Below are 25,867 nucleotides of genomic sequence, written 5' to 3'. Positions count from 1 at the left end.
AAAAGGCAGCCGATTAAGACTGCCTTTTCAATATTGTACATCACAGATTAATCAATAATTAAATCGTGCTGCGTACAATGATGATTAGTAATATGAGTGATAGTTTGACGCGGAATTTTTTTCCATGAATCAGAATGATCTAATGGCTCAGAAGCAAGAATCGTTTTATTCTTTAAGCACTGAATAAATACTGGTGGTGGTTGGTGATCGGAACTATAACGAACTACCCAAAATTGCTCACCATCAGAGATACACAATGACGTTTTTAACGGCCCAGTTATCGATTTATCTTCCATTGCTTGTTCAATTTCATATAAGGTCTGATTTATCGCTGCAACGGGATCAATTCGAAGCCCATTTTTAATCATCATCAAGAAAATCAATTCACTATCAGTTGTACCGACTCGTTTTAAAAATAACTCTTCAGTTAATTGACGGACTAACGTAAATTTCACCTGATCAAAACCACTGATCTGGCCATTATGTAGAAACATCCAATTATCAAGTACAAACGGATGACAATTTACTCGAGAAACTTGTGAGCCTGTTGAATGACGAATATGTGCCATAAAACGGTGTGAACTAATGTGATGCGCTAACGAACGTAAATTCTCATCACCCCATGCGGGTAAAATATCATGATAATAGCCAGGTAATGCGCGATGAGAATACCAACCTAAACCAAAGCCATCGCCATTTGCACGAACAACACGCTTTTTATTTGATTCGACACTTTGCTGAATTAATGAATGTTCTGGCTGATAAATTAATTCATCTAAATAGATACTGTCACCATGATAGGCTAACCATCGGGACATAACGTATTCCTTACTTAAGACAACACATACTAAATAAGTTGTCTAATTTATCACGCACTACACATGATCACTATGCTTATATTGTTTAATACAGGCGACTTATTTACTACGTATTATTTATATATACCATAATGGAAAAAGGCATTTATTCTTCTTTTTCAATAGCTACAATCCATAATGCTAATACCTTTTAAGAGCATAGATCAGTATCAATCCTCATAATATTGGCTTTAAGATGCATAATATGCCAGCTTTTAAATACGAATAAGACATAAATCGTACTATTAACAAGATCAAAATTTTAGGTAAAAAAAGATCACTCAAAAAAGTAACCTTTATATAACAATGATTTGTTGTAATTAGCCCAGTCGATGCTCAATTTGCTCAGCTTTAACAAACTTATCATGCGTTGCCAATTGGGCTTGATAACGTTGAATATTAGGATAATTAACAATCATGCCGTTATTTTGCAGTATTTCAACAATAAACGACATCATGATATCAGCGCCAGTGAGTCGATCTTCGACTAAATATGTTTTGCCTTCAAGACTCTGTTCAAAATAACTAATGACTTTTTCCGCTTCAACGTCTGCATAACTTTCTAAGAAATTAGTTTTAGCGCCATCTTTAGCAACAAACATCTTTAATAATAATGGTAAAATAGCCGAACTTTCAGCGAAATGAAGCCATTGTAAATATTCAATATAAGCTGGCGTTCCCACTTTAGGTGCTAAATTAAGGTTATATGTTTGAATTAAATATTCAGTAATAGCGCCAGATTCAGCAATCACCGCCCCATTGTCTTCAATCACTGGCGATTTTCCTAACGGGTGAATATTTTTCAATTCTGGTGGAGCCAAAAAAGTGACAGCGTCACGCAAATAAGGCTTAATCTCATAAATTACGTTAAGCTCTTCTAATAACCAAATAATGCGCTTTGAACGTGATTTATTTAAGTGATGAAGTGTGATCATATTCTATTCACCTTATTATTGAGCTTGATTGGTTTGAATAACCAATTTGCCAAAATTCTTACCGTCTAATAAACCAATAAACGCTTGAGGGGCATTTTCTAACCCTTGAACTAAATCTTCACGATAATGGATTTTGCCTTCCGCTAACCATTGGCTCATATCTGTGGCAAATTCATCATAACGATCAGCATAATCATCAAAGATAATAAACCCTTGCATCTTAATACGCTTAACTAATAGCGTACCCATTAACATCGACAAGCGATCAGGCCCTTGCGGTAATTCAGTGGCATTATATTGAGAAATCAAACCACATAATGGAATACGTGCGCCGGTATTAAGTAGCGGTAATACTGCATCAAAAACTTTACCACCGACATTTTCATAATAAATATCAATGCCTTTATCACAAACTGACGCTAGTTGAGCCTCGAAATCATCGGCTTTATGATCAATACAATCATCAAAACCTAGCACGTCTTTAGCATAGCGGCATTTTTCTTCGCCACCAGCAACACCAATAACTCGACAACCTTTAATTTTACCAATCTGCCCCACCATTGAACCCACAGCACCTGTTGCAGCCGCCACAACAATCGTATCACTCGGCTTAGGTTGACCAATATCAAGCAAGCCCATATAAGCGGTGAAACCCGGCATTCCCATCACACCTAAAGCATAAGATGGATGTGTTGGTTGCATGCCTAATTTAATTAATCCGCTACCATTTGAAACAGCATAATCTTGCCAACCTGAATAAGATAACACCCACTCACCTTGTACAAAATCAGCATGGTTAGACTGCTCAACTTGACATACCGTACCGCCAACCATGACCTCACCTATCGCAACAGGATCAGCATAAGATTTAGCATCACTCATACGGCCTCGCATATAAGGATCTAATGATAGATATACACTACGTAGTAATATCTCCCCAGCGGCTATCGTTGGCATTGCTGTTTGTTCTAAACGAAAATTATCCGTTGTTGGTGCACCTACTGGGCGAGATGCTAATACAATTCTACGATTTACGTTTGTCATTGTGCTATCCTTTTCTTTTTTACTGAATATTAGACCAGTCGTCTAGTGTTGGGTTTTAAAAAATCCCATCGAAAAATAATGGGATAATTAATCATTAACTACCACTAAACTACAGGTTGTAACTGCGTTTGAGTTGTAATTAATGCTTGCTGTAATACAGTAACGTCTTGGCTAAGTTTATAAAACAAACTAGCACCAAGCCATAATTGATATAAGGTTTGAGCAGTTAATTGACTGTCTTTTACTGTAATCGAACCGTCTTTAATACCATCATCAATGCATGACGCAATTAAGTTTACAATACTGTTAGCCCCTTTCTTCAAAGCCTCACGCATCGGTTCAGACAAATCAGAGACCTCAGCACTGAGTTTAACCACTACACATTTATTGGCGTTACAGGTGCCGTTATCAATGATTAACCACCGTGAAAAATAGTCAGTCAAACGATCAAAACCAGTTCCATTGCCTTGTACTAAAAGAGTAGAAACCTGCTCTAGATACTGTTCAAAATAGTGTTGAATTAACGCCTCACCAAATTGTTCTTTTGACTTAAAATAATGATAAAAAGAACCTTTTGGTACCACTGCTGTATTTAAAATTTCTGACAAACCAACATTTGAGAATCCTTTGGTTACTACAAGTTGATAACCAATATCTAAAATATGCTGGCGTGTATCATTTGTTTTTGTTTTCATACGATAACTATAAACTCGACTAGACCAGTCGTCTAGTACTGTGGCACAATTATTTTAATGCCACCGTTATAGCTTGTAATAAATATATTGTTTCTATCTCATTTATAACGACGGATATTAATAGACATACAGCGCTGAACACGTATGATCGTCAGCAATTAGCAAAACACCTGTATTACACTGTCAATTGGAATATCGTTTTGATTAGAGAAAATGTCTTTACCCCTTTTGCAACTTGGAGCAAGCCTTTAGTTTCTGAAGTTGCAGAAGCAATTAACCTATTAAAAGATAATGGTTATGATGCCAAGCAACTTACTTTAGCAACAGGCCTACAAGAAAAAAATATCTGTAATTGGACTGCTAAATATAAAAAAGAGCCATTAGATGTTTCTTCAATTCCTTACCCTTGCTGGTGTTTTATTGCCGCACTGATTGGCCGACCTAACATCGCAACCAATGGTAAAGTAATTGAAGTTGAAGAAATCAAACGTGTATTACGCTTATTTAAGCCTTCTGCTTTTGGCAGTCAAAATACGTTTATTTGCCCGACAAGCGAGCAGTTTGCAAAATTAATCGACAGCGGTTTATTTGCAGAAATGACCACTGAAAATATTGCAGCATTGTTTAACTGGAAACCTGAAAACGTCACTGACAGTTTACGCGCAGGTAAATTACCTTACCTAAACTGGTGCCTAATCATCATGATGTTTGGCATTAACATTCAAAAAATGGCGTTAAAAGACTTGGATACTGAGATTACTATCAACCAGTAATCCTCGTAATTATTCGCTTAAAAATACGCCTTGTGATTAGTATTTCACCCACAAGGCGTTATTCATTTATTAATATCCATATCAATACTATACGTAATAACTTGATTCATCGTAATACCTGATTAAAATAGTCGATTATTATCACCGTCAGGATCTCACGACACATGCCAACTTCAACCCAACATTTGGCGTTAAAACCCACCTCATTATTTACGCTCTATTGCATTATCTTCCTTGGCTCTGCGGGCTTTTTTATTACGATCCCAGCTTATGTGAGTTTATTTTTAACGGATCACTCACTTGCTATCGCACAAAATATGTCAATCGAACAACGTCGTACTTTATTTGGTACGGTGATGTCAGCAGCTCCCTTTATCTCAATGTTTTTTACCCCATTCATTGCTCGTTTCGCTGACCGTTTTAGCCGTAAAATGACCATGGTCTTATGTTTAATCATTGCCGCTATTGGTTTTGCAATACCGATCTATGCCATTGTGATCGGATCAATTGCATTATTATTTGCAGGAAACATGATCAATAGCCTTGGCTCTGCCAGTCAACCAATTGCACAAGCGATTCTTGCTGATAATAGCCGTGGTAAAACCAAAGCGACGTTAATGAGTATGGTGGCAATCGTAATGACAGCGGCAATGTCATTTGGACCAGCATTAGGCAGCAAATTATCAGCAACCTATGGTACTCAAGCGCCATTTTATGCCTGTCTTATTATTGCTATCTTCTGTTTAGTGCTGTTAAACCTTGTTCGTTTACCGCCGCAAGTTACTTTACACAATGAAAACCCACTCTCTTTTGTTGCCCCATTGAAACGCAGTCAATCTGGTTTATTGGCTTGTTTAGCGATCGTTTTTATTTGCCAGTTTAGTTGGAGTTTATACTTTCAAAATATTGCGTTTATTTTTCCTCAAAAATGGGGGATTAGTGTAGAAAGCAGCTTCTACCAATATTTTATGATGGCTATTGGTGTTGTTATGATCTGTTCGTTATTATTGCTTCCTCGGCTGATTTTAGCGCGTATTAATGTATTATCAGCATTGCGGATAACAACCCTATTTGCAGCGATTGGTATGATTTTATTAGCAGTAACACCCACACCAAATACACACATCGCTGCGATGATATTTACTGCTGTCATGGTTGCGATTGCTTTTCCTTTTTATATTACGGCATTATCAGACAGAGCCAGTGAAGCAGATCAAGGTTGGGTAATGGCGATGTCAAGTGCAATGGTAGGGCTTGCATGGACATTAAGTGGTTATTTGACCAGTGTATTTGTCAATATTGATTTAATTCTACCGACAGCGATTGCCGCCATCGGTTATGTGATTGCGATGATTATCGTCCCTAAAAAGGCAGCAAAGCTCGTTACGGCGGCTAATTAAGATAATGAAAAGGACAACATATATGACACCATTAACCAGTGCACTTCAAGCTCATCAGTTTCATGCGGTGATCCCAGAGCCACTTCAATTTGGGCGTGGACTCATTGTTGATCTTTCCCCTGCCAGTGTGCTTTGGCAAAGTGTTACCGCCGATCACAGCTTTGCTGATGAAATAGCCCGTCAGTCAACAGCAATGAACGCACAAATAGTGATTGGTCGTTATGCAGAACAACGGCTAATTTATCAAGATAAAAAAAATTTTAGTGACAGTAAAAATCGTACCGTTCATATGGGGATTGATTTAGGTGTCCCTTCTTTAACGCCGGTGTTTGCACCACTTGATGGCGATGTTCATAGCATTGCTAATCATCAAAATGATGGTGACTATGGTCCTACTATTATTTTACGCCATCAGCTTGAGGGAATAGCCTTTTTTACTTTGTATGGTCATCTTCATCAGGCTGCCCATACGCACTTACATGTAGGCGATCATATAAAAGCTGGGCAACAATTTACAGCAATAGGCACAACAGAAGAAAATGGCGGTTGGGCTCCACATCTTCATTTACAGATCATTGAGAATATGGGAACCAATACCGATGATTATATTGGAGTTGTTGATCCCGCAGAGTTAGATTTTTACCGCAATAACTGCCCCAACCCTAATTTGATCCTTAAACGCGATGATCTTGATTAAAAATCAGCCATAAAGTTAAGTGGGGTCAATCCTGTTTTTTGACGAAAAAAGCTAATAAATGCACTGTCATTAGCAAAGTCTAACCGATATGAGACCTCTGAAATACGTTGCCGTTGTGATAATAATTCAATGGCCGTTAACAATCGCCATTGCTGACGCCAACTTTGATATGGCATTCCTGTTTCTTTATTAAAAATACGCGTAATTGTTTTCTGGCTTGCTCCCACTAACACGCTAAGATCGGCTAATGTCGGTGCAATAAAATTTGGCGAGTTAATCTCTTCAAGCCACTTAACTAATCTAACATCATGAGGTAACGGTAAATTTAAATGACTTTCAGTAGCAAAATTAAGCTCTTCTATCAATAGATTAACTGAATTTAATTGTTCTTCATTGGGTTTATCAAACGCCCACATTGACATTCTTTCAAGCAATATTGCCATCAATGGATTAATATCAATAATCTTCATTTTACGACTAAGTTGTGGTTGTAATGATGGGGAAAAATATAAGGAACGATATTGTATTACATTGGTCATTTGCGCATTATGCAAAATGCCTGCGGGGATCCAAGCTGCACGCATAGGAGGTAAAACGCACTTAGTTCCTTCTAGGGTGATCACCATACAACCATGATGAGAGAATAATAGCTGATCTTTATCATGCCGATGTTCACCAGAATTATGATCACCAATGTCTGCTGCAAGGCCAATCACTAAACTGTCAAAGTCATTGGGACAAAATCGCTGATCATTTTCAATATATGCCATAGCTTCCGTTATTTGTCCTTATATTAATATATATAGTCTTTATATTAATATAAGCTCAAAAATGAGCACATTATAATAATTACCATGATGAAACGATACGTATATTTACGCTAACTTTCTCATATATTAATAAAAAGCATCGTTTTTGCTTATATTTTTAGAGCAACATCATGGAAATAATAAAAATCATATGAATAATAATATTAATAAAATATCGATGCCCTTAGCAGTGACATTATTAATGTTTCCACAACTCATCGAAACTATGTATAGCCCTGCATTAACCTCAATTAAAACCCATTTTGGCATCACAGGTTCAACGGCAGCACAAGGTATGTCAGTGTTCTTTATCGCCTTTGCTATTGGAGTCGTTTTTTGGGGAAGAATGTGTGACATCATTGGTCGTCGTTATTCAATACTACTGGGACTGATCGTTTTTATTAGCTTTGCCACCATCACCTTATTTGTATCAACATTTACTCTGCTTCTTATCTGCTTTGGGTGCAGTGCCTTTGGCGCAGCAGTTGGCTCTGTCTGTACCCAAACCATTCTTCGTGATTGTTACCAAGGTGCAGAGCTTGGGCGTGTATTTTCTATTATTGGAACATCAATTGGAATCAGCCCGATTATTGGCATGATAGTTGGCAGTTGGTTAACCGTTCATGGTGGCTATAAATGGGCATTTATTGGCATGATAGCACTAACAAGTGTATTACTCTGTTGGAGTCTACAGCAATTACCTGAAACGAAACCGCCCCAAATCCAACGAGATAGCTTGCTCTCTGTTGGTATCAAAATGCTCAAAGACCTACATATTTGGTACATAATGTTAATGGTTGCCATTTTTAATATTGCATTATTCTCCTATTACACTCTGGCTCCTTTTATGTTTGAAAAGTTAAATATCAGCATTAAATTATTTGGCTACACCAGTGCTGTACTCACTTTAGGCTCAATTCTTGGCGCAATGTTTAATATGCGATTATTACGTCGATATGTAATGCCACAAACAATTATTACTTTAGCGTCAATTATATTACTTATAAGTAGTAGTGGCATTTATCTATTACAAAACGTCATCTGGTTTTTCTTACCGATGATTTTTGTCTCTTTGTCATTTGGTTTAGCTTTACCTAACTTATTAAGTACAGCATTAAATAACTACCGTGATCATTTAGGCAGTGCTGGCGCATTACTGGGATTATTTTATTATCTCATTATTGGGGCGGGCTTACATAAAGCGGCAATAGTAGCCGATCTTGGTATTACACTTGTCATCTGCGCTATTATTGCAATAACACTGACGCTCTTTCATCGTTTTCTTAACTCTGCTCTATCAATAAAGTCATCATAATAGCCGGCTAATGCTATCTATGTCCTTTTTGGGTTATAGCAAATACAACTAAGCCGCAATAATGCGGCTTAGTGTATGATTCAACTTGATTTATAGCGTTCGAGTAGGTAACTCTGGTAAATGAGAGCCAGTATTTAATGGGTAAATTATATATTCCCCATGAAATTTAACTTTAGATTTATAATCAGTAATTTTAAACAACAAGATGCCATGTTGATAAGCAGTATCAATAAACTGCTGCACATTACCACGCACGTACAATGATAGTGGTTTAACTAACTCACCCTCATCATTCATTGATGCCGCATATTGCGCTGAACAAACCACTAACGATGCTTTACCGTCTGTGTGATGACTCACTTTACGATTAACTTCGTATTCATTAGTTACTAACCAATCTTGCTGTTCTAACGCAGTATAAAAGGTTGTCATGACTGCAGGTGAAATAACTGTTGATTGCCCTTGCTCATCAGTAACTTTCGCGTAAGTCTCAGCTAAACGTTCAAACTGCAATTTTAGCTGTGCATTTTTACCCATGGTTCGTGATTGTTGCTGCCATTCCTGCAATGTTTTCACTACACAGCGATCAAAACTATGTTGTTTAAGTACTTTTGTTACCCAAGCACTTAAAAATATACTTTCACTGACAGGGTTCTTCTGTGCTTTACCTGTTGCTTGTGCCTCTTGTAAAGCCACTAACCCACTGTTAACTACATTGTAAATTTCATTAAAAAAAATGGTCATGATTTATTTCAAACAATCCAAAAATATCAAATCACCACACAACCTCTAGGCTGTGCGTGCAAGGAACCAATAAAAACCGCCTGACAATATAGCACATGATGCCATTGTTAACGCCATCGGCCATGCATTACTGTCTGGCATTAATGCTACAAGGCCACCCACTATCGAACCAATACCAAAACGGAACGTTCCACCTAAAGAAGAAGCCGTACCCGCCATCTGAGGATAGCTCGACAGTAGACACGCCATCGTATTACTACCAATAGTAGATAATGTACCAATAAATAAAGCGACAGGGATAACAACACCCCATAACCCTAAATCTAGCCATTGCCCAATAAGTAGCAATATGCCTGCAACCAGCTGTATTACCAAACCAAAACGTAACATCCAATGTGTACCCTTTCGTTTCACAAAACGGCCATTGATGCTAGTAAATAGAATCATACAAAGAATATTTAAACAAAAGTAATAGCCAAAATTCTCAACGCTAATACCATAAATATCAATATATACAAAAGAGCCTGCCGTTAAAAACGTAAACATACCCGCAAAAGAAAAACCACTACAGCATATAAGTCCAAAAGCAACAGGATTTGATAATAACCGTTTGTAATTTTTAATAATCGATGACAAATGAAATGGAATACGCTTTTCTTTCGGCAGTGTTTCTTTAATCTTAAATAAAATCGAAATCAAAACAATAACGGCAAAAATAGCTAATGCCCAAAATACAGCACGCCAACCAAACCAAACTGAAAGATGACCACCAAGCACTGGAGCAATTAAAGGCGCAATTGTCATCACCAAAGTAACAAATGACATTGTCCGTGAAAATTCTTCACGTTCAAACATATCACGTACAAGTGCACCAATAATAACGGCAGCCGCAGCTCCTGCAAAACCTTGTGCAACTCGAACAATTGTTAAATCAGTAATATTAGTACTCAACGCACCTAAAACGGTTAATACCAAGAAGCTAATCGTTCCCGCGATCAGCATTGGTCGTCGGCCATAACTATCAGCTAATGGCCCATGAATTAACTGACCAAAAGCGAAGCCTGCCGTATAAGCCGTTAATGTGACTTGTACTGCACTCGGAGAGACTAAAAAATCTTTCGCAATGTTAGGCATTGCAGGCAGATACATATCAATAGCAAAAGGGGTTAAAGCAGCAATAGCACCGAGTATGAGAATGAGCTGTAAACTCAATTTAGATGTGGCTTGTTGAGTCATAAGGATTCTTTTTATAAAGATAACAATAATAGGTCAAATATAATTGCTATTGAACAGATAATATTCCTATTGTACGCTAAAAAAACAGTAATCATACTTTCCTAATAGGAAATAAAAAATTTCTAATCGATCTTATTCTAAGGAATTTTTACTTACTTATATAACTTATAAAAAAAGCACAAATAACAAGATTTATGCTTTTTCAGTATATAAAACAAAGACTAATATTATTTAGCTAAGAATGATGCAATCTCTTCAGCTGTTAATGGACGGTATTGACCAGGTTCTAGATCTTCATCTAATTCAAGTGCGCCTACACGCTCACGATGTAAACCAACAACACGGTTACCGACAGCTGCAAACATACGCTTTACTTGATGATACTTACCTTCAGTAATGGTTAGTACACCTTCACGTTCGCCCACAATTTCTAGCTTCGCTGGACGAGTAAGTCCTTCTTCGCCATTTAATTGTACACCCGCTTCAAATTGCGCAATATTTTCAGCAACAATAGGATCAGCTGTTTCTACAAAATATACTTTCTCACACACATGACGTGGAGAAGTAATACGGTGTGACCATTGGCCATCATCAGTTAATAATGTTAAACCCGTTGTATCACTGTCTAAACGTCCTGCCACATGCATTTTTTCAGGGCTAACTTCATCAAACAATACAAAAACAGTCGGATTGAAATCGTCAACATGTGAACACACAAAACCTTGTGGTTTATTCAACATGAAGTAACGAGGCCCTTGTAGGCGAAGTGGACGACCGTTAAATTCTACATTGTTATCGTCACCAACAGAGAAAGAAGCACTGCGAACAATTTCTCCATCAACTTCAATCATTTTATCACGAAGAAGTTTACCTGCTTCTCTACGGGTGATACCTAAAGTGGTACCTAAGAATTTATCAAGCCTCATTGACTGGCTCCGCTACTTACAAAAGATTCGGTATTATAGGAAGCAAATCACAGATATGCATTAAAAACTTCATTTTCGTATACATTCATACTTTAGGCATATTACTTTTATTGTTATCCAAAAAGTAAAAATCATAAAATACAGTGCTATTTCACCAAAAATATGAACATTTCTATGACTCAATTGTCATATATCTGCTAGATTACAAATTAAAAAGATATTTACTCTATGAAAAAACAACAATTTACTTACACGTTGTAACCAAAAAAGCTTTCAACGATAAGGCGTTAACTTAGGGACTCTATATGAATATTTCTCTCAGCACACCAACACTTTCTTCACTTAATAAGTTTCTTCAATTAATAGATGAATTATTTGATTATGAAGCCTTGCCTCAAAAAGCAGAACAAACCATGATTGCGGTAAAGCAGCTATTAAGTAACCCAAAACTGGGACAAGCATGGTTTATTGAAGTAGAACAGCAAGGTCTTAAACATATTGTTGGGCATGTTATTGTAAGCTATAGCTTTAGCCTTGAGCATGGTGGAAAAATAGGATTAATCGATCAATTCTATTTAAAAGCAGATTGGCGTCAACATGGTATTGGAACCGAATTATTACCCCAACTTGAAGCCTTAGTTATTCAAGATGGTGTCAAGGCGTTATCTCTTGAAGTTAATATCGGCAATGCTGGTGCTCGCAATTTCTATGAAAAGCATGGTTTTACGCCTCGCCGTCAATTTTGTATGATGACGAAAAATCTAACTGAATCTCATATACCAGCCACTATCGCCTCTTGAACATAATAAATAATAACGATTAATTTTCATTTAAGCCTTGTTTTTACAAGGCTTTTTTCGTTATAACTAAAGGATAGATTTCGTATAGATAATAACAGCCGTGATCTTACCTATTAGTTTATATAGAGGAAATAATAATGTTACCGTTATTTAAAATTATCGACACTAAAAACACTAACATTAATACGACACACTTATTTAAGCAGTAGGATATAAATATTCATGGACAGCAAACTTACTGTACTTTATGAAACTCACCTAAAGCCTCAACTTGAAGCGCTTGATCATGATCGTAAAAAAGTTATAAAACAATATTGGTTATCATTATTGCTTGGGTTAGGTTTTGCTATTATTACCATTCCACTAAGTTTTATGTTTAATCTACAAGCATTTGGCATTATTTTTTCGATTATTATCGCCATCGTAATGCACCGCTTATACAACAAACGTTGGGATCAATATAAAAAAGATTATAAGCATAAAATAATTACCAAACTCATTAGTTCAATTGATAACAGCTTTAATTACCAACCGACACAATGCATAAATAAGCAAGATTATAAAAATAGTGCTCTCTTTGGTCGTCATTATGATCGCTATCGTGGAGAAGATTTTATTGAAGGTCAAATAGACAAAACTTATTTACGCTTTTCAGAATTACACACTGAATACAAAACCCAAAGCCGTGATAACAGCGGTAAAAACCAAGATCAATGGCATACTATTTTTAAAGGGCTTTTTTTTGTTGCTGATGCCAATAAACACTTTTCAGGTCAAACAACTATTATCCCTAATGACCATAATATTTTTTCAGCTACAGATCAGAAACTATCCGATATATTTAGTAATAACCAACAACAAGTGATCCTTAACGATCCTGAATTTTCTCAACTGTTTAATGTCTATAGTAATGATCAAACTGAAGCTCAATACTTATTATCGCCGGCAATGATACAGCGACTAATCAATTTTAGTAATCGCTCAGATCATACGATAGCTTTCTCATTCGTCGACGATCATCTCTATATTGCAATATCTAGTTCTAAAAATTATTTTGAACCTAAATTATTCCAGCAAGCTGATTCTTTAACTTTTATTGCCGCTATTTATTATGATCTAAAGTTTGTTATTAACATTGTTGACGAACTCGATCTTAATACTCAAATATGGACAAAACCATAAAGACTCGCCATAAATCCTCAACCATAAAAAAACGGAAGCTAAAAAGCTTCCGTTTTTCATAACAGACTAACTAAATAGTAACTAGCCGTCGAATTTGCCAAAAATGTCGTTTCCAAAAAATATGGTGTAAATTTGAAATAGACACTCCACGAGAGCTCGCTGAGTTCATAAAATCACCATTAGAAAGATAAATCCCTACATGACGTTCATTTCGACCCGTTTTAAAGAATACTAAATCTCCTAACCTCGCTTGACCTCTACGAATCCGTCGCCCTAATTTGACTTGCCCTAACGTTGTTCGAGGCAAATCACGATGAAATACTTGCCGATACATCTTCATTACAAAGGCAGAACAATCAATCCCTCGGTGGCTTGAACCACCAAAATGATAAGGTGTTCCTTTCCATCCATAATATGCATGAAAAATTTTACGTTTCACCAATCGCACATGTCGCCGTTCTTGCAATGTTGTTCGATGATAGCTCTTACGTAAATAATGCTTATGGTATAATGTATGTTGTTGCCTTTTTTTATGTATATAATGTCGATAAATACGAGAATGATGCACAATTGTATGTGCTGTCGTTCGCGTTGTAGAAGCTGCGGCATACCATGAAAAAAATGCCGATAAAATAATAATAATTCTAAAAATATAAAACATTGGTCGTAATTTTTTAATTATAAATAAAAATCATAGCTAAGTTACAATGTAACATTATTATTACTTCCTCTATTGCTCTATTTATGCAATATATAAATTCAATAACAACCATCCTCTTTATTAACGAAACAACGCTAATTCCCTTGACAGTTTATATTATTATATGCTGGTTTAACTTATCTTATTTTTACTCTTACTTAACCCATAGATCTTTAATTTAAGCTGCTGTTGTCTCTTGCCAAATCACTGGTTAAATGTACACTAGTTACGTTTTCAGTTACCCCAGAATAGTTTCTATGTATACCCTTCGTCCTTATCAGCAAGACAGTGTTAACGCGACTATCCACTATTTTCGTAAACACAACACCCCAGCAGTATTAGCTCTACCAACAGGCGCAGGTAAAAGCCTTGTAGTCGCAGAGCTTGCCCGTATTGCTCGTGGTCGTGTATTGGTGTTAACCCACGTTAAAGAGCTAGTAGAACAAAACCACGCCAAATACGAAAGTTATGGCTTAAAAGCTGCTATTTTTTCTGCTGGCTTAGGACGTAAAGAAACCGATCAGCAAGTGGTCTTTGCTTCTGTTCAGTCAATGGCAAATAGCCTTGATAAATTTAAGGAACAATTTTCTTTATTAGTTATCGATGAATGCCATCGTGTGCCTGATGATGAAAACAGCGCCTATCGCAAAGTTATCAAACATGTACAAACGATAAATCCTAATATTAAAGTGCTTGGGTTAACCGCCACCCCCTATCGCTTAGGCACTGGGTGGATTTACAAATACCATACTCGTGGTCAAGTCAAAACTGAAACCGAACGCTTCTTTCGTGATTGTATTTTTGAATTACCAATTCGTTACTTACTTGATGAAGGCTTTTTAACAGAGCCTAAAGTGATGGATATGGCTGTATTAGGTTATGATTTCTCATCACTAACACCTTCGAACACAGGTCATTATAAAGAATCTGATCTAGATAGCGTGATCGAACAATCAGGCCGTGCAACCCCAATGATCATTGAACAAGTGATTGATTATGCCAAAGATCGCCGTGGTATTATGATCTTTGCTTCAACCGTCAATCATGCTCAGGAGATAATGGGCTATCTTGCTCATGAAAATGCGGCCCTGGTTATCGGTGATACGCCCCTTGATGAACGCGATCGTATTATCAATGATTTCAAAGATCAAAAAATCAAATACCTTGTTAACGTCTCTGTATTAACAACAGGGTTTGATGCCCCCCATGTTGATTTAATTGCCATATTACGCCCTACTGAATCTATTAGCCTTTATCAACAAATTGTCGGTCGTGGCTTACGTTTATTTGAAGGTAAAAAAGACTGTTTGATCTTAGAATATGCGGGTAACTGTTACGATTTATACCAACCTGAAGTGGGCGATCCTAAACCAAATGGCGACAGCGAAGTTGTTATGGTTCCCTGCCCTGCCTGTGGTTTCAACAATAGCTTTTGGGGTAAACTCGATCCTGCTGGTTTTTTAGTTGAACATTATGGTCGTCGCTGCCAAGGCTATTTTGAAGATGATGACACAGGCGAGCGTGAGGAGTGTGGCTACCGTTTTCGTGCTAAATATTGCGAAGAATGTGGCGCAGATAATGACATTGCTGCTCGCCGCTGTCACCAATGCGATGCAGTAATGGTTGATCCCGATAAAAAGCTACGTGAAGCATTAAAGCTCAAGGATGCAATGATCATGAAATGCACCGATATGCGTTTAGAGCCGGGTAAGAATAAGTTTGGTAAGCCACAATTGAAAGTGGTTTATATTGGCGAAGAAGACAATGAAATTAACGAGATTTGGCAGTTATCAACCAAGACCCAAAAAAGTGATTTTCTCACCAAGTTCATTAATCCGCACTTAGTGGATAGGCATCGCCCCTTTACTGATACCGCCCCGACAAAAGTGGCAAATAATGAACATCGATTACGCCCACCAGAAATTATTATTGCGCGTAAAAGCGGCCGCTTCTGGGCGATCCGCGATAAATTGTTCGATTTGGATCAGTATCAAAAGTAGATATAACAATTATAAGAATAAGATGCCAAACTTTTAGCGTCTCTTCTTTTATTCAAATTGACCATTATTATTTATCTTTTGTAAATACCAAACAATTTGTATCTGCTTTATTATTCAATAAATCGTCACAACTTGTTGTTGATAAGCGATGAATACATGCAACGGCATCATCATGAAGTGCAGGTTTGTCCTCTATATAGTGATGATAATGACTTTTCATCGTATTACATTTTCTATCAAATGCACCAATAATTAATGACTTAGCTTCATCATCAACATCTTGCTTCATTGATAAATGTTTAAGAGTGCACTTTTTTAAATTATCACACATAGCAGTAATAGCATCATCCATAGGCTTTGCGGCAAAAACTTGCAAAGAACCCACTATAAACACTGTTATAAATGCAATTTTTAACATATAAACCTCTACCATTAACCTGCATAATTACAGTTCAAGTGTAGACGTTTATTTTTGTTTTATTCTTACTAATCGTTGCGCCACTTAATTTGAAATTCGATTTCTTCTTCGTTGCCTTCACGTTCATGCTCTATGCTATATTCAGCACGAACAGGTACATAAATACGCTCACCTGCAATTTGAATATCAAAACGGGTTCCACTTTCTACCGCATCAGCTAAACGACGTAATTTAGCCACAAATTCAGTATTTGAGTAGTGCTTTTCAATATCTCTCTCTTTTTTATTTGTCATTTTTTCAGATCCCTTCATATATCACAACTCATAACGTTAAACGGCGACAAGCATCGCTATGGCTCTTTTAACGCAATACATCATTCTCTAATCATAAGAAAAAATAAACGTCCAAACTGCGACTATGCTTCTATTTTTAACTATTATCAATACCCGTCACATTGCATCAAACGACCATATCATTGAAATATATTTACAACCCTATGTTCTGTATTGAAAACACTTCATAAAAGTTTTAGCTTAGAGAAAAACCTTTATTTTCAACACTCCCCCTGATGCGTATGCATTTAATGACGCTCAATATTTGAGCCACATCATCGGTCGTAAAAGGTTAAACCATCAACTAGGCCAAGATCATGAATACAGATAATTCCAATAATGCTCCTTTCGGTACTTTACTCGGTTATGCTGCTGGGGGGATCGCTATTTATTCTTCTGATTACAGTACGATAAATGAAGATGAATATGCTGATGCCTCTGCAATGAGGAGTTACATTCATGGTGAATACATGGGGTATAAGTGGCAATGTGTTGAGTTTGCGCGCCGTTTTTTATATATCAACTATGGATTGGTATTTACCGACGTCAGTATGGCATATGAAATTTTCTCGTTACGTTTTTTACGCCAAGTAGTTAATGATAAAATTTTACCTTTATATGCGTTTGAAAACGGTTCACGCCAAAAACCCGTTGTTGGTTCATTATTGATTTGGCAAAAAGGGGGGGAATTTCAAGACACAGGCCACGTTGCTGTTATTACTCATATTGAAAATGATAAGGTAATGATTGCTGAACAAAATGTAACTTTTGTGCCATTACCATTAGGTCAACAATGGACTCGCGAACTAGCCTTGCATGTTGAAGATGGTTGTTACACCATTGAAGATACCTTTGATGATACTGAAATTTTAGGTTGGGTGGCTTACAATACTGATACAACATATAGCCTACCCCAACCTTCACCTGAGCCTGAATTACTTAACATTCAAGCTGCTTGGCGATTAAATAGCAGTCAGTTTGAAACCAATTGGTTAGATAGCAATGACGAGCTAGAACAAACGTATTCACGCGTTAATGCCAACAAGTTACTCAATGATGATATCTACCGTTATTTCACTATTTCAGAAAGTGCAGAACAAGAGTTGGCTAAAGCGACTAATGAATTGCATCTGATGTACTTACACGCAACAGATAAAGTACTGCAAGATGATAATTTATTAGCACTGTTTGATATACCGAAAATTCTATGGCCACGATTGCGTTTATCGTGGCAAAAACACCGCCATAGTATGTTAACTGGGCGTTTAGATTTCTGCATGGATGAAAATGGCTTAAAGGTTTACGAATACAACGCTGACTCAGCATCTTGCCATACTGAGGCCTGTTTAATTATTCAAAAATGGGCAGAACAAGGTGGCGATATTGCAGAAAATAGCCCAGCAGAAGACTTACTCAATGAACTTGCGAGTGTATGGAAATATAGTCAACAATATTCCTTCGTCCATATTATGCAAGATGATGACGACGAGGAAGATTATCATGCCTTATTCATGCAAAAAGCACTGACCTTAGCAGGAATTGAAAGCAAAATACTTAAAGGCTTAGACGGTATTCATTGGAATCCAGCAGGTCAATTAATTGATGATAATGAGCGCCTAATTGAATGCGTTTGGAAAACATGGGCGTGGGAAACAGCTATAGATCAAGTGCGTGAAGTTCGCTGTACCGAATATGCAGCAGTGCCGATTCACACGGGCTATCCTGATACAAAAGTACGTTTGATTGACGTGTTATTACGCCCTGAAATAAAAGTATTTGAACCATTATGGACAGTGATCCCAAGTAATAAAGCTATTCTACCCGTATTGTGGTCTTTATTCCCTCATCATCATTACTTATTAGATACTGATTTTCATATCACCGATGAACTCAGTAAAACAGGCTATGCAATTAAGCCAATTGCTGGGCGTTGCGGCAGTAATATCGATTTAGTCAGCCATAATGAATCAGTATTAGATAAAACCGATGGTCAATTTAACGACCAGAAGAACATTTATCAGCAATTATGGTGTTTACCAAAAGTCGCTAATAAATATATTCAAGTATGTACTTTTACTGTTGATGGTAATTACGGTGGTGTTTGTTTGCGTTCTGATAATTCATTAGTCATCAAAAAAGACAGTGATATTGAACCATTAATTGTTCTAGAAGACAGTGCATTTCTAAATAATCTATAACGCTTTAATTGTTAAAATCAAAAAAGCCGTGTTAATGATCTTTTACATTAAAAAGATCATAACACGGCTTTATTTAATACTAAGAGTAATTATAACACTCTCAAAAAATCAATATTAAAGTAACAATCAATAATATTTTTATTCGTCTTGATATAATTTTTATGCAGTCATTCTTTATTATAAAGAGGCGTTCTTTATCTATGAAAAAACGTCTAAACGCTGATATCTTAACCAACCATTCCTTAGGCAAATAAAAAAAATAATATTACACTTAATATGCTTGCATGTTCTTGTTTTGATTGTTAGTATGCGCCCTCGTTTTACGACGCTAAGTAAGGTCGCATTACTTAGTGAATTAATTAAATCAAAGAGTATTGATTATGAAATTTAATGCAATTGTACGTACAGACCTTGGTAAAGGTGCGAGCCGCCGCCTACGTCTTACTGAGCACTTCCCTGCAATCGTTTACGGTGGCGAAGCTGCACCAGTAGCTATCACTCTTAAGCACAGTGATATCATCAACCAAATGGATAAGCCTGAGTTCTACGAAGGTTTTGTTCTTGTAATCGATGGCCAGGAAGTTAAGGTTAAGCCTCAAGACATCCAACGTCACGTGTACAAGCCAAAGGTTGAGCACATGGACTTTAAACGCATCTAATTGCGTGTTCATAAAACTCTTCAGAAAAGCACTCTTCGGAGTGCTTTTTTTATATCTCGAATTTATGAATATCATCAAAAATAAATTGTTGCTGTGGTGACGGGTTATTAATCTCTTGAATATTATTATGTCGTTGACGACGCATAATGCGTAAATAGCGCTGTCGACATAATTTTATCACTTTAATTTTTTGATCTGCTGTCATATTTTGCCAAAAGAATCGTTCTTCTCGACTGCGATAACACCCCTTGCAATAGCCTCGATTATTAACCTGACAGCAGCCAACACAAGGACTTGGCACATCAAAAAAATCCAGCTGTTCCATGCTATTTCACTCTTTATTATTCAACGCTCCTTTCTTGAGCATAAACCATTCATCTATAGTTGTATTTAAATCATATAAATACACATAATAATGTTACTAAAATGACCGTGTTATGTTTATTGTAAGTATTAATTGTTATTTTGTTGTATTGATTTTTAGCCGCTAATTCTGCTAAGGTTATAAATATTGTCACGGTAGATAATTATTTATCACTTAAATGCGTTCATTTATCTATAAAATAATAAATGCATTAACTGGAGGGAACCATGGATTTTTTCGTACCATTAGCTAAAAATATTGATCAAGCACAATCGGTTTATTCATCAATTGCAGAGCATGTGTCAGCCCCAACACCTACGACGAATAAACGTATTCAAAAATTAGTTTGGACCCATGAGGGCGTTGAATGTATTGGTGAGATAGGAAAATTACCACCAGATGTTTTTCGTGCAAATGATGAGATTTTAGCCATTTTTGAATGTGATAATGTTTATAAAATTTGTACTCAAAATCGCGGCGTTATTAATTTTGACCCTATTTTAGCAAGTAGCGATACCGTAAAACATGTCATTTATTTTGATTAACTATAAGCTTAAATAGAAGCGCGCTTAAATAGCGCGTTTTCATTAACTGACTAAAATAAACCTAACTGTGATGCCGTTATATTATCAAACGATTTACCAATAAAAATAAGAATACCATCAGCAACAGGTTTTAATTGTTTTTCTAAATAATGATTATAATCGATTGCACTCTGACGATATTCAATCGGTTCAGCCCCTGAGGTTGTAAACACATATTCTATCGCCCCTTTTTGTTGATATTGCAATGGGCGCCCTAGCTTAGCATTCATTTCATCGGCCAATCTCGCGGCACGAACTTGGGGCGGAATATTTTTCTGATAATCATCTAAATTACGACGTAAGCGCTTACGGTAAACTAATTGATCATCAAACTCCCCTGCTAAAGTTCGATTCGTATAATCACGCACATAATCATCAACATCAATATCATGAAAGACCATTGAATATAGTGTTTGTTGAAAATGTTGAGCTAATGGTGTCCAGTCTGTACGCACTGTTTCCAAACCTTTAAATACCATTTGCTCACTATTACCTCGCCACACAAGTCCTGCATAACGCTTTTTACTACCTGTTTCTTGACCACGAATAGTCGGCATTAAGAACTTGTGATAATGGGTTTCATATTCAATTTCAAGCGCTGATACTAAACCATATTGCTGCTGAAGATGCTGTTGCCACCACTGATTGATATGACCCACTAAAGTATCGCCAATTATATTAGCATCTGTCTGAGAATGTGCTTTTTTAAGTGATACAAAGGTCGAATCGGTATCGCCATAAATCACTTCATAGCCTTTCGCTTCAATTAACTCACGGGTTAACTTCATGATCTCATGACCACGCATGGTAATCGATGATGCTAAACGATGATCAAAGAAACGGCAGCCAGATGAGCCTAATACTCCATAAAATGAATTCATGATGATCTTAATTGCTTGTGAAAAGGCTTTATCTCCATCTCGTTTAGCGCGATCACGGGCAGCCCATAACGATTCAATCATCTCAGGTAAAAAATGACGTGTTCGATGAAATTGACCACCACGAAAACCAGCAATGGCTTGATGTTCAGCTTTTCCCTCTTCTAATAATAAGCCTTCAACTAATCCCATTGGATCGATTCTAAATGAGCGAATAATTGAGGGATACAACGATTTAAAATCTAACACTAATACCGAGTCATATAACCCAGGCTTAGAGTCCATCACATAACCGCCAGGGCTCGCAATCCAATTTTCACTTTCAAGATTAGGTGCAATATACCCCGCTCGGTGTAACTGTGGCATATAAAGATTAGTAAATGCGGCAACTGAACCGCCAATACGATCAAGCTCAACTCCCGTAAGACGACTTCGTTCTATGGCAAATTCTAATAGATGGGTATGTTTAAAAATACGAGTAACAAGTTTACAGTCTTGAAGGTTATATTTAGCCAATGATAATTTATCATGCTTGAACATATGGTTAATTTCAGCCATACGATCATGCACATTATGAATAGCTTTACCTTCGCCTAATAGCTCTTGAGCAACAGCTTCTAATGACCATGAACGAAAATTATAAGTCGCGGTTTTTAATGTATCGATACCATCCATCACTACTCGTCCGGGCACACTAATAAAACCTTGATTAGCATTTTGCGTAGAACGTCGATAATGCGGTGTTTGCTTGCCACGACCAATACGAAGACTAATTTTATTCCATTCTGCACGATGTAACAGTAATCGAAAATCAAAATCAATCACGTTCCAGCCAATAATAATGTCTGGATCATACTCAATAAACCATGCTTCTAATGCTAACAATAACGCTTTTTCGTCTGTTACCCATTCAATATGCAGTTCATCACGAACTTGATAATCAGTAGGCTGTTCTCCAACCATGATGACACGGCTATCCATCTGGCTATGACAACCAATGGAATATAAAACGCCTTTCTCTGAACATTCAATGTCTAACGATACTACGGTAAGATCAGGAATATAGTCTGCAGCTTTGGCTTTAGTAAACAATACGTCGTGATACCCATTACGCGGTTTTATTTCGCCCGTAAAAACTAACCCTCCACGAATAAAACGTTCCATCAAAAAACGGTCTGCTAAACGAATATCCGCTTCAAATGGCTGAATTCCCTCTGCTTGTAAACTTTTACTAATAATATAATTGTCACGAATGGTATCGCTATAGCAACCAACGATATTCTGATGCTGAAATGTTTTTAGCGTTAACGGTTTCCACTGTACTTGAATAGCAGTCGATCGAATAATTTCCATAGCCTGTGATTGCTGACTCGCACAGATAAATAATACGGGTTTATCACCAACAATAGATAATCGACACGGTCCCGTAGCCGTTTTAACCCACAGAACAATTTCCGTTTGTCCTTTTATATCTCGACTTTGACGAGTTAATACAAACCCAGTTGAATGTGACTGCAAAGAAACCTCAATCTAACATTGATACGACAAAACAAGTATTAACCAATTTTTCGTTCGATATTATTAAACTCATTAACAATCCATGACCCAAATTGCGATAGCATAAAAAGAGATGCTTTTTTGGGGACTTGTGGGCCATTAATTAATACAAATAATCGTTCAATTTCTGTCGTTTTATTCGAGTAACGTGTCAGGAAATAATCGGCACATTGTTGATCAGTATATGCCCAATCATCAACATCGATAGCCACTAGCATAAAGCAACTTCTGAGCATTTTTTTACCCGCGCAGCGACAATAATATTGATATTCACTAACACTTTTAGTGCGTCTGATCTGTTGTTCTATTGCCACTAAAGCCACTTCAATATCATGGTTAAACGCTTTGGCTATTTCCCAACAAGATTCAAAATTTCCAAATTGTTCACTAAGGTTAGTGCCATATAAACATACACTACAATGCTTTAACCAAAAGCCCCACTTAAAGATGGCAGCAATAGATAACACCTCATCAAGCAGTATCCATGTAATATCAACCGCAGAAATCACAGGATAATCTCGAACCAACCTCTGTGACATCACCGTTATTTGATGTTGCTCTTCCACCGTTAACGGTGATGTAATCACTACCGTAAGATTTAGATCAGAAAGTCCTTTTGTTGCCTGCCGATAAGCAATACTGCCATTAAGATAAATACTGTGTAATACCGTCACTTGAGATTGTAAATCAATAACAGCAGCCATGAGCAATGGCATAAAATCTAATTGAAAGGTGGTTTGACTGTCCAAACAAGGTAAAAACTTAGTCACAAAACATACTCATAACATCAACCAATACACATTAATGGCATTTTATTATCACTTTAGGCCATTAACTTACCGAATACACACCACAATCGCCTCTACTATATCGATCTTAAGCATAACAATCATCAGCATAACTAACGACTATCGCTAAATATCGCATATTCTAAGGGTTTCGGTATAATAACATCACTAAACACAGATAGAGATCAATCAGTATCATGGAAACAGAAAACCTTATTTCATACGATGATGTTATTGACGTTGCATACGATATTTTCCTAGAAATGGCAGCGGATAACTTAGAGCCAGCTGACGTATTGCTTTTCACCATGCAATTTGATGACCGTGGCGCAGCTGAAGTTGTTGAAACCCGTGATGATTGGGAAGAACATTTAGCATGTGAAATCGACAAAGACCTTTACGCAGAAGTATGTGTAGGCTTAGTTAACGAAGAGAATGACGAACTTGATGATGTGTTCGCACGTTTGCTGATCAGCCGTGATCCTGAAAACAAAGGTTGCCACATTTTATGGAAGCGTGACTAAGTCAATCGCTATCCCATAAAAAAGGCGCGGGACCAACTTTCAACTAGACATTAACTAGTGAGAAAATGGGTCCTGCGCCTTTATTTTTTGACCATAGCTATTAGCGGATCAATTTAATTACAACACATTTTATTAACGAGCAAGAATCGTTGTATCTTGTTTACTGTAACGGATCCACCATAAGCTCATTATTACGATAATCGCCATTACAGTCATAACAACACCTAAACTAAATTGGCTTTGTGCACTCATAAATGACGCAGCCAATGTTGCAGTACCTGCCCCCACATTTTGCAAACCACCTAATACTGCACCAGCTGTACCTGCATGATTAGGAAACGGTTGTACTGCCGCTGTTGTCGCAACAGGACATAGCATACCAGTACCAACAAAATACAAAAATGCGCCGCCAATAAGACTCTTAATCGTTACTAAGCCTGCGAAACCTGGAATAATAATAGTTACGGCACCAAGTACAAGTGCAATCATGCCGATAACTAACACACGATCAACACCTAAACGTCGAACTAATCGTCCTGACAACCAAGCTCCGCCTAAATAACCAGGTAATGGTAAAATAAACAACCAACTAACAATAATAGGATCTAATTTTAGAACACTACCAAGCAATACCCCTGCCGACGCTTCAAATACTGCAATACCCGCAAATGTTGCAATCAGACAAATCACATATCCTTGAAAACGGCGGTTACTTAACACATAACGGTAACTCACTAATACACGTTCAGCACGACGTTTTTCTGGTGGTAATGTTTCACTAAAATATCTCATCATCGCGATCGTAACGGCAACACCAAAGACTAATAAAAACGCATACACTGATTCCCAACCAAAATGCTTAGCAAGGTATCCCCCTAAAACGGGTGCAATTAGAGGAGATAAAATAACTCCCATGCTAATTAGGCTATTTGCTTGGTGTAAATCATTACCATCATAGCTATCACGAGGCACAGTACGACACATTGCGCCACTACAACCCGTACCACAACCTTGAATAAATGTTGCGACTAAAAACCAATGGAAGTTAGATGATAGTAATGTTCCTATGCTACCAATAAGAAAAATTACCATACCAGCAATAATTACGGGGCGACGACCGATACGATCAGATAATGGACCATAAATAAACTGTGATAACCCATAAGGGATAAGGTATACAGCCATTACCGTTTGTAAGTATGCCGATTTAACAGAGAAAAACGTTGCCATATCTGGAATCGCTGGCACATACATTGTTTGTGTCATTTGTCCAACAGCAACTAAAATAATAAGTAATAGTAATAACTTACTCATGTTACCAGCCGAAGATTGCTTGATCACAACCATCACCCTCAAAAAAGATTAATATTGTTAGTTAATTATTAATAATCAACATATTAAATAAGAAGAAAAATATAGAATAGAGTAGCTCTGCTATCAAAGACGAAGCAT

At 37.0% G+C, this 25,867-nt stretch carries 26 protein-coding genes; 11 read left to right on the top strand and 15 right to left on the bottom strand.

Annotated elements, in window-relative coordinates:
- Nucleotides 1-47: 47 nt before the first annotated feature.
- The 4 genes from OC457_RS06450 to OC457_RS06435 form a co-directional block, all read right to left on the bottom strand.
- Nucleotides 48-818, bottom strand: coding sequence for a class II glutamine amidotransferase (locus OC457_RS06450; protein ID WP_080174716.1), 771 nt, complete (start codon nucleotides 816-818; stop codon nucleotides 48-50).
- 359 nt (nucleotides 819-1,177) lie between these two features.
- Nucleotides 1,178-1,792, bottom strand: coding sequence for a glutathione S-transferase family protein (locus OC457_RS06445; RefSeq protein ID WP_080174715.1), 615 nt, complete (start codon nucleotides 1,790-1,792; stop codon nucleotides 1,178-1,180).
- A gap of 15 nt (nucleotides 1,793-1,807) precedes the next feature.
- Nucleotides 1,808-2,836 (bottom strand): NADP-dependent oxidoreductase, encoded by a 1,029-nt coding sequence (locus OC457_RS06440; RefSeq protein WP_080174714.1) that lies wholly within the window; start codon nucleotides 2,834-2,836, stop codon nucleotides 1,808-1,810.
- 104 nt (nucleotides 2,837-2,940) lie between these two features.
- Nucleotides 2,941-3,531, bottom strand: a complete 591-nt coding sequence (locus OC457_RS06435) for a TetR/AcrR family transcriptional regulator (RefSeq protein ID WP_080174713.1) — start codon at nucleotides 3,529-3,531, stop codon at nucleotides 2,941-2,943.
- Between the two features lie 200 nt (nucleotides 3,532-3,731).
- Here OC457_RS06435 and OC457_RS06430 point away from each other — a divergent pair, with 200 nt between their 5' ends.
- The 3 genes from OC457_RS06430 to OC457_RS06420 all read left to right on the top strand — a co-directional run bounded on the left by OC457_RS06430 (nucleotide 3,732) and on the right by OC457_RS06420 (nucleotide 6,401).
- Complete coding sequence (locus tag OC457_RS06430; protein WP_080174712.1) at nucleotides 3,732-4,304, top strand: hypothetical protein; 573 nt, start codon at nucleotides 3,732-3,734, stop codon at nucleotides 4,302-4,304.
- Nucleotides 4,305-4,468: 164 nt separating this feature from the next.
- On the top strand, nucleotides 4,469-5,704 hold the full coding sequence (locus OC457_RS06425) for an MFS transporter (RefSeq protein ID WP_080174711.1): 1,236 nt from the start codon (nucleotides 4,469-4,471) through the stop codon (nucleotides 5,702-5,704).
- 22 nt (nucleotides 5,705-5,726) lie between these two features.
- Nucleotides 5,727-6,401, top strand: a complete 675-nt coding sequence (locus tag OC457_RS06420) for a peptidoglycan DD-metalloendopeptidase family protein (protein WP_080174710.1) — start codon at nucleotides 5,727-5,729, stop codon at nucleotides 6,399-6,401.
- Here OC457_RS06420 and OC457_RS06415 read toward each other — a convergent pair.
- Nucleotides 6,398-7,171, bottom strand: a complete 774-nt coding sequence (locus OC457_RS06415; protein WP_080174709.1) for an AraC family transcriptional regulator — start codon at nucleotides 7,169-7,171, stop codon at nucleotides 6,398-6,400. The two genes, OC457_RS06420 and OC457_RS06415, sit on opposite strands and share 4 nt — an antisense overlap.
- Nucleotides 7,172-7,361: 190 nt before the next feature.
- On the opposite strand from OC457_RS06415, the gene OC457_RS06410 reads away from it, so the two are divergent.
- Complete coding sequence (locus OC457_RS06410) at nucleotides 7,362-8,525, top strand: MFS transporter (protein ID WP_080174708.1); 1,164 nt, start codon at nucleotides 7,362-7,364, stop codon at nucleotides 8,523-8,525.
- Nucleotides 8,526-8,615: 90 nt separating this feature from the next.
- Here OC457_RS06410 and OC457_RS06405 read toward each other — a convergent pair whose 3' ends face one another.
- The 3 genes from OC457_RS06405 to rsuA all read right to left on the bottom strand — a co-directional run bounded on the left by OC457_RS06405 (nucleotide 8,616) and on the right by rsuA (nucleotide 11,431).
- Nucleotides 8,616-9,269: a DUF2913 family protein gene (locus OC457_RS06405; RefSeq protein ID WP_080174707.1), complete on the bottom strand. Its 654-nt coding sequence runs from the start codon at nucleotides 9,267-9,269 to the stop codon at nucleotides 8,616-8,618.
- A 45-nt stretch (nucleotides 9,270-9,314) separates the two neighbouring features.
- A complete protein-coding gene (locus tag OC457_RS06400) occupies nucleotides 9,315-10,505 on the bottom strand; it encodes a Bcr/CflA family multidrug efflux MFS transporter (protein WP_080174706.1) in 1,191 nt (396 codons plus the stop codon).
- A 227-nt stretch (nucleotides 10,506-10,732) separates the two neighbouring features.
- Entirely contained in the window at nucleotides 10,733-11,431 is a 699-nt protein-coding gene (gene rsuA, locus OC457_RS06395) for a 16S rRNA pseudouridine(516) synthase RsuA (RefSeq protein ID WP_080174705.1), read from the bottom strand.
- Between the two features lie 305 nt (nucleotides 11,432-11,736).
- Between rsuA and OC457_RS06390 the strand changes: the two genes are divergently transcribed.
- Entirely contained in the window at nucleotides 11,737-12,231 is a 495-nt protein-coding gene (locus OC457_RS06390) for a GNAT family N-acetyltransferase (protein WP_080174704.1), read from the top strand.
- A gap of 222 nt (nucleotides 12,232-12,453) precedes the next feature.
- Entirely contained in the window at nucleotides 12,454-13,413 is a 960-nt protein-coding gene (locus OC457_RS06385; protein ID WP_080174703.1) for a DUF3137 domain-containing protein, read from the top strand.
- Nucleotides 13,414-13,483: 70 nt separating this feature from the next.
- Here the strand turns inward: OC457_RS06385 and OC457_RS06380 are convergent, their stop codons facing one another.
- Nucleotides 13,484-14,074, bottom strand: coding sequence for an NlpC/P60 family protein (locus OC457_RS06380; protein ID WP_080174702.1), 591 nt, complete (start codon nucleotides 14,072-14,074; stop codon nucleotides 13,484-13,486).
- Nucleotides 14,075-14,370: 296 nt separating this feature from the next.
- Here OC457_RS06380 and OC457_RS06375 point away from each other — a divergent pair, with 296 nt between their 5' ends.
- Complete coding sequence (locus tag OC457_RS06375; protein ID WP_080174701.1) at nucleotides 14,371-16,113, top strand: DEAD/DEAH box helicase; 1,743 nt, start codon at nucleotides 14,371-14,373, stop codon at nucleotides 16,111-16,113.
- A gap of 67 nt (nucleotides 16,114-16,180) precedes the next feature.
- Here OC457_RS06375 and OC457_RS06370 read toward each other — a convergent pair whose 3' ends face one another.
- Both OC457_RS06370 and OC457_RS06365 read right to left on the bottom strand, forming a co-directional pair.
- Entirely contained in the window at nucleotides 16,181-16,531 is a 351-nt protein-coding gene (locus OC457_RS06370; RefSeq protein WP_080174700.1) for a hypothetical protein, read from the bottom strand.
- Between the two features lie 68 nt (nucleotides 16,532-16,599).
- On the bottom strand, nucleotides 16,600-16,824 hold the full coding sequence (locus OC457_RS06365; RefSeq protein ID WP_080174699.1) for an amphi-Trp domain-containing protein: 225 nt from the start codon (nucleotides 16,822-16,824) through the stop codon (nucleotides 16,600-16,602).
- A 356-nt stretch (nucleotides 16,825-17,180) separates the two neighbouring features.
- Here OC457_RS06365 and gss point away from each other — a divergent pair, with 356 nt between their 5' ends.
- Both gss and rplY read left to right on the top strand, forming a co-directional pair.
- Nucleotides 17,181-19,061 (top strand): bifunctional glutathionylspermidine amidase/synthase, encoded by a 1,881-nt coding sequence (gss, locus tag OC457_RS06360; protein ID WP_080174698.1) that lies wholly within the window; start codon nucleotides 17,181-17,183, stop codon nucleotides 19,059-19,061.
- A gap of 380 nt (nucleotides 19,062-19,441) precedes the next feature.
- On the top strand, nucleotides 19,442-19,720 hold the full coding sequence (rplY, locus tag OC457_RS06355; RefSeq protein WP_036794333.1) for a 50S ribosomal protein L25: 279 nt from the start codon (nucleotides 19,442-19,444) through the stop codon (nucleotides 19,718-19,720).
- Nucleotides 19,721-19,769: 49 nt separating this feature from the next.
- Here the strand turns inward: rplY and OC457_RS06350 are convergent, their stop codons facing one another.
- Nucleotides 19,770-20,045, bottom strand: coding sequence for a DUF1289 domain-containing protein (locus OC457_RS06350; protein ID WP_080174697.1), 276 nt, complete (start codon nucleotides 20,043-20,045; stop codon nucleotides 19,770-19,772).
- A gap of 266 nt (nucleotides 20,046-20,311) precedes the next feature.
- On the opposite strand from OC457_RS06350, the gene OC457_RS06345 reads away from it, so the two are divergent.
- Complete coding sequence (locus OC457_RS06345) at nucleotides 20,312-20,629, top strand: hypothetical protein (protein WP_080174696.1); 318 nt, start codon at nucleotides 20,312-20,314, stop codon at nucleotides 20,627-20,629.
- A 50-nt stretch (nucleotides 20,630-20,679) separates the two neighbouring features.
- On the opposite strand, the gene OC457_RS06340 is transcribed toward OC457_RS06345, so the two are convergent.
- Both OC457_RS06340 and OC457_RS06335 read right to left on the bottom strand, forming a co-directional pair.
- A complete protein-coding gene (locus tag OC457_RS06340) occupies nucleotides 20,680-23,064 on the bottom strand; it encodes a DNA polymerase II (protein WP_080174695.1) in 2,385 nt (794 codons plus the stop codon).
- Between the two features lie 38 nt (nucleotides 23,065-23,102).
- Entirely contained in the window at nucleotides 23,103-23,873 is a 771-nt protein-coding gene (locus tag OC457_RS06335; RefSeq protein ID WP_235866938.1) for a nucleotidyltransferase domain-containing protein, read from the bottom strand.
- A 215-nt stretch (nucleotides 23,874-24,088) separates the two neighbouring features.
- On the opposite strand from OC457_RS06335, the gene OC457_RS06330 reads away from it, so the two are divergent.
- Nucleotides 24,089-24,415, top strand: a complete 327-nt coding sequence (locus OC457_RS06330; RefSeq protein WP_036794328.1) for an HI1450 family dsDNA-mimic protein — start codon at nucleotides 24,089-24,091, stop codon at nucleotides 24,413-24,415.
- 132 nt (nucleotides 24,416-24,547) lie between these two features.
- Here the strand turns inward: OC457_RS06330 and emrD are convergent, their stop codons facing one another.
- Nucleotides 24,548-25,762, bottom strand: a complete 1,215-nt coding sequence (gene emrD, locus OC457_RS06325) for a multidrug efflux MFS transporter EmrD (RefSeq protein WP_080174694.1) — start codon at nucleotides 25,760-25,762, stop codon at nucleotides 24,548-24,550.
- Nucleotides 25,763-25,867: the final 105 nt, after the last annotated feature.

The sequence above is a fragment of the Photobacterium toruni genome, assembly GCF_024529955.1.
Classification (GTDB): domain Bacteria; phylum Pseudomonadota; class Gammaproteobacteria; order Enterobacterales; family Vibrionaceae; genus Photobacterium; species Photobacterium toruni.
This window is presented reverse-complemented; position numbering and strand designations above follow the sequence as displayed.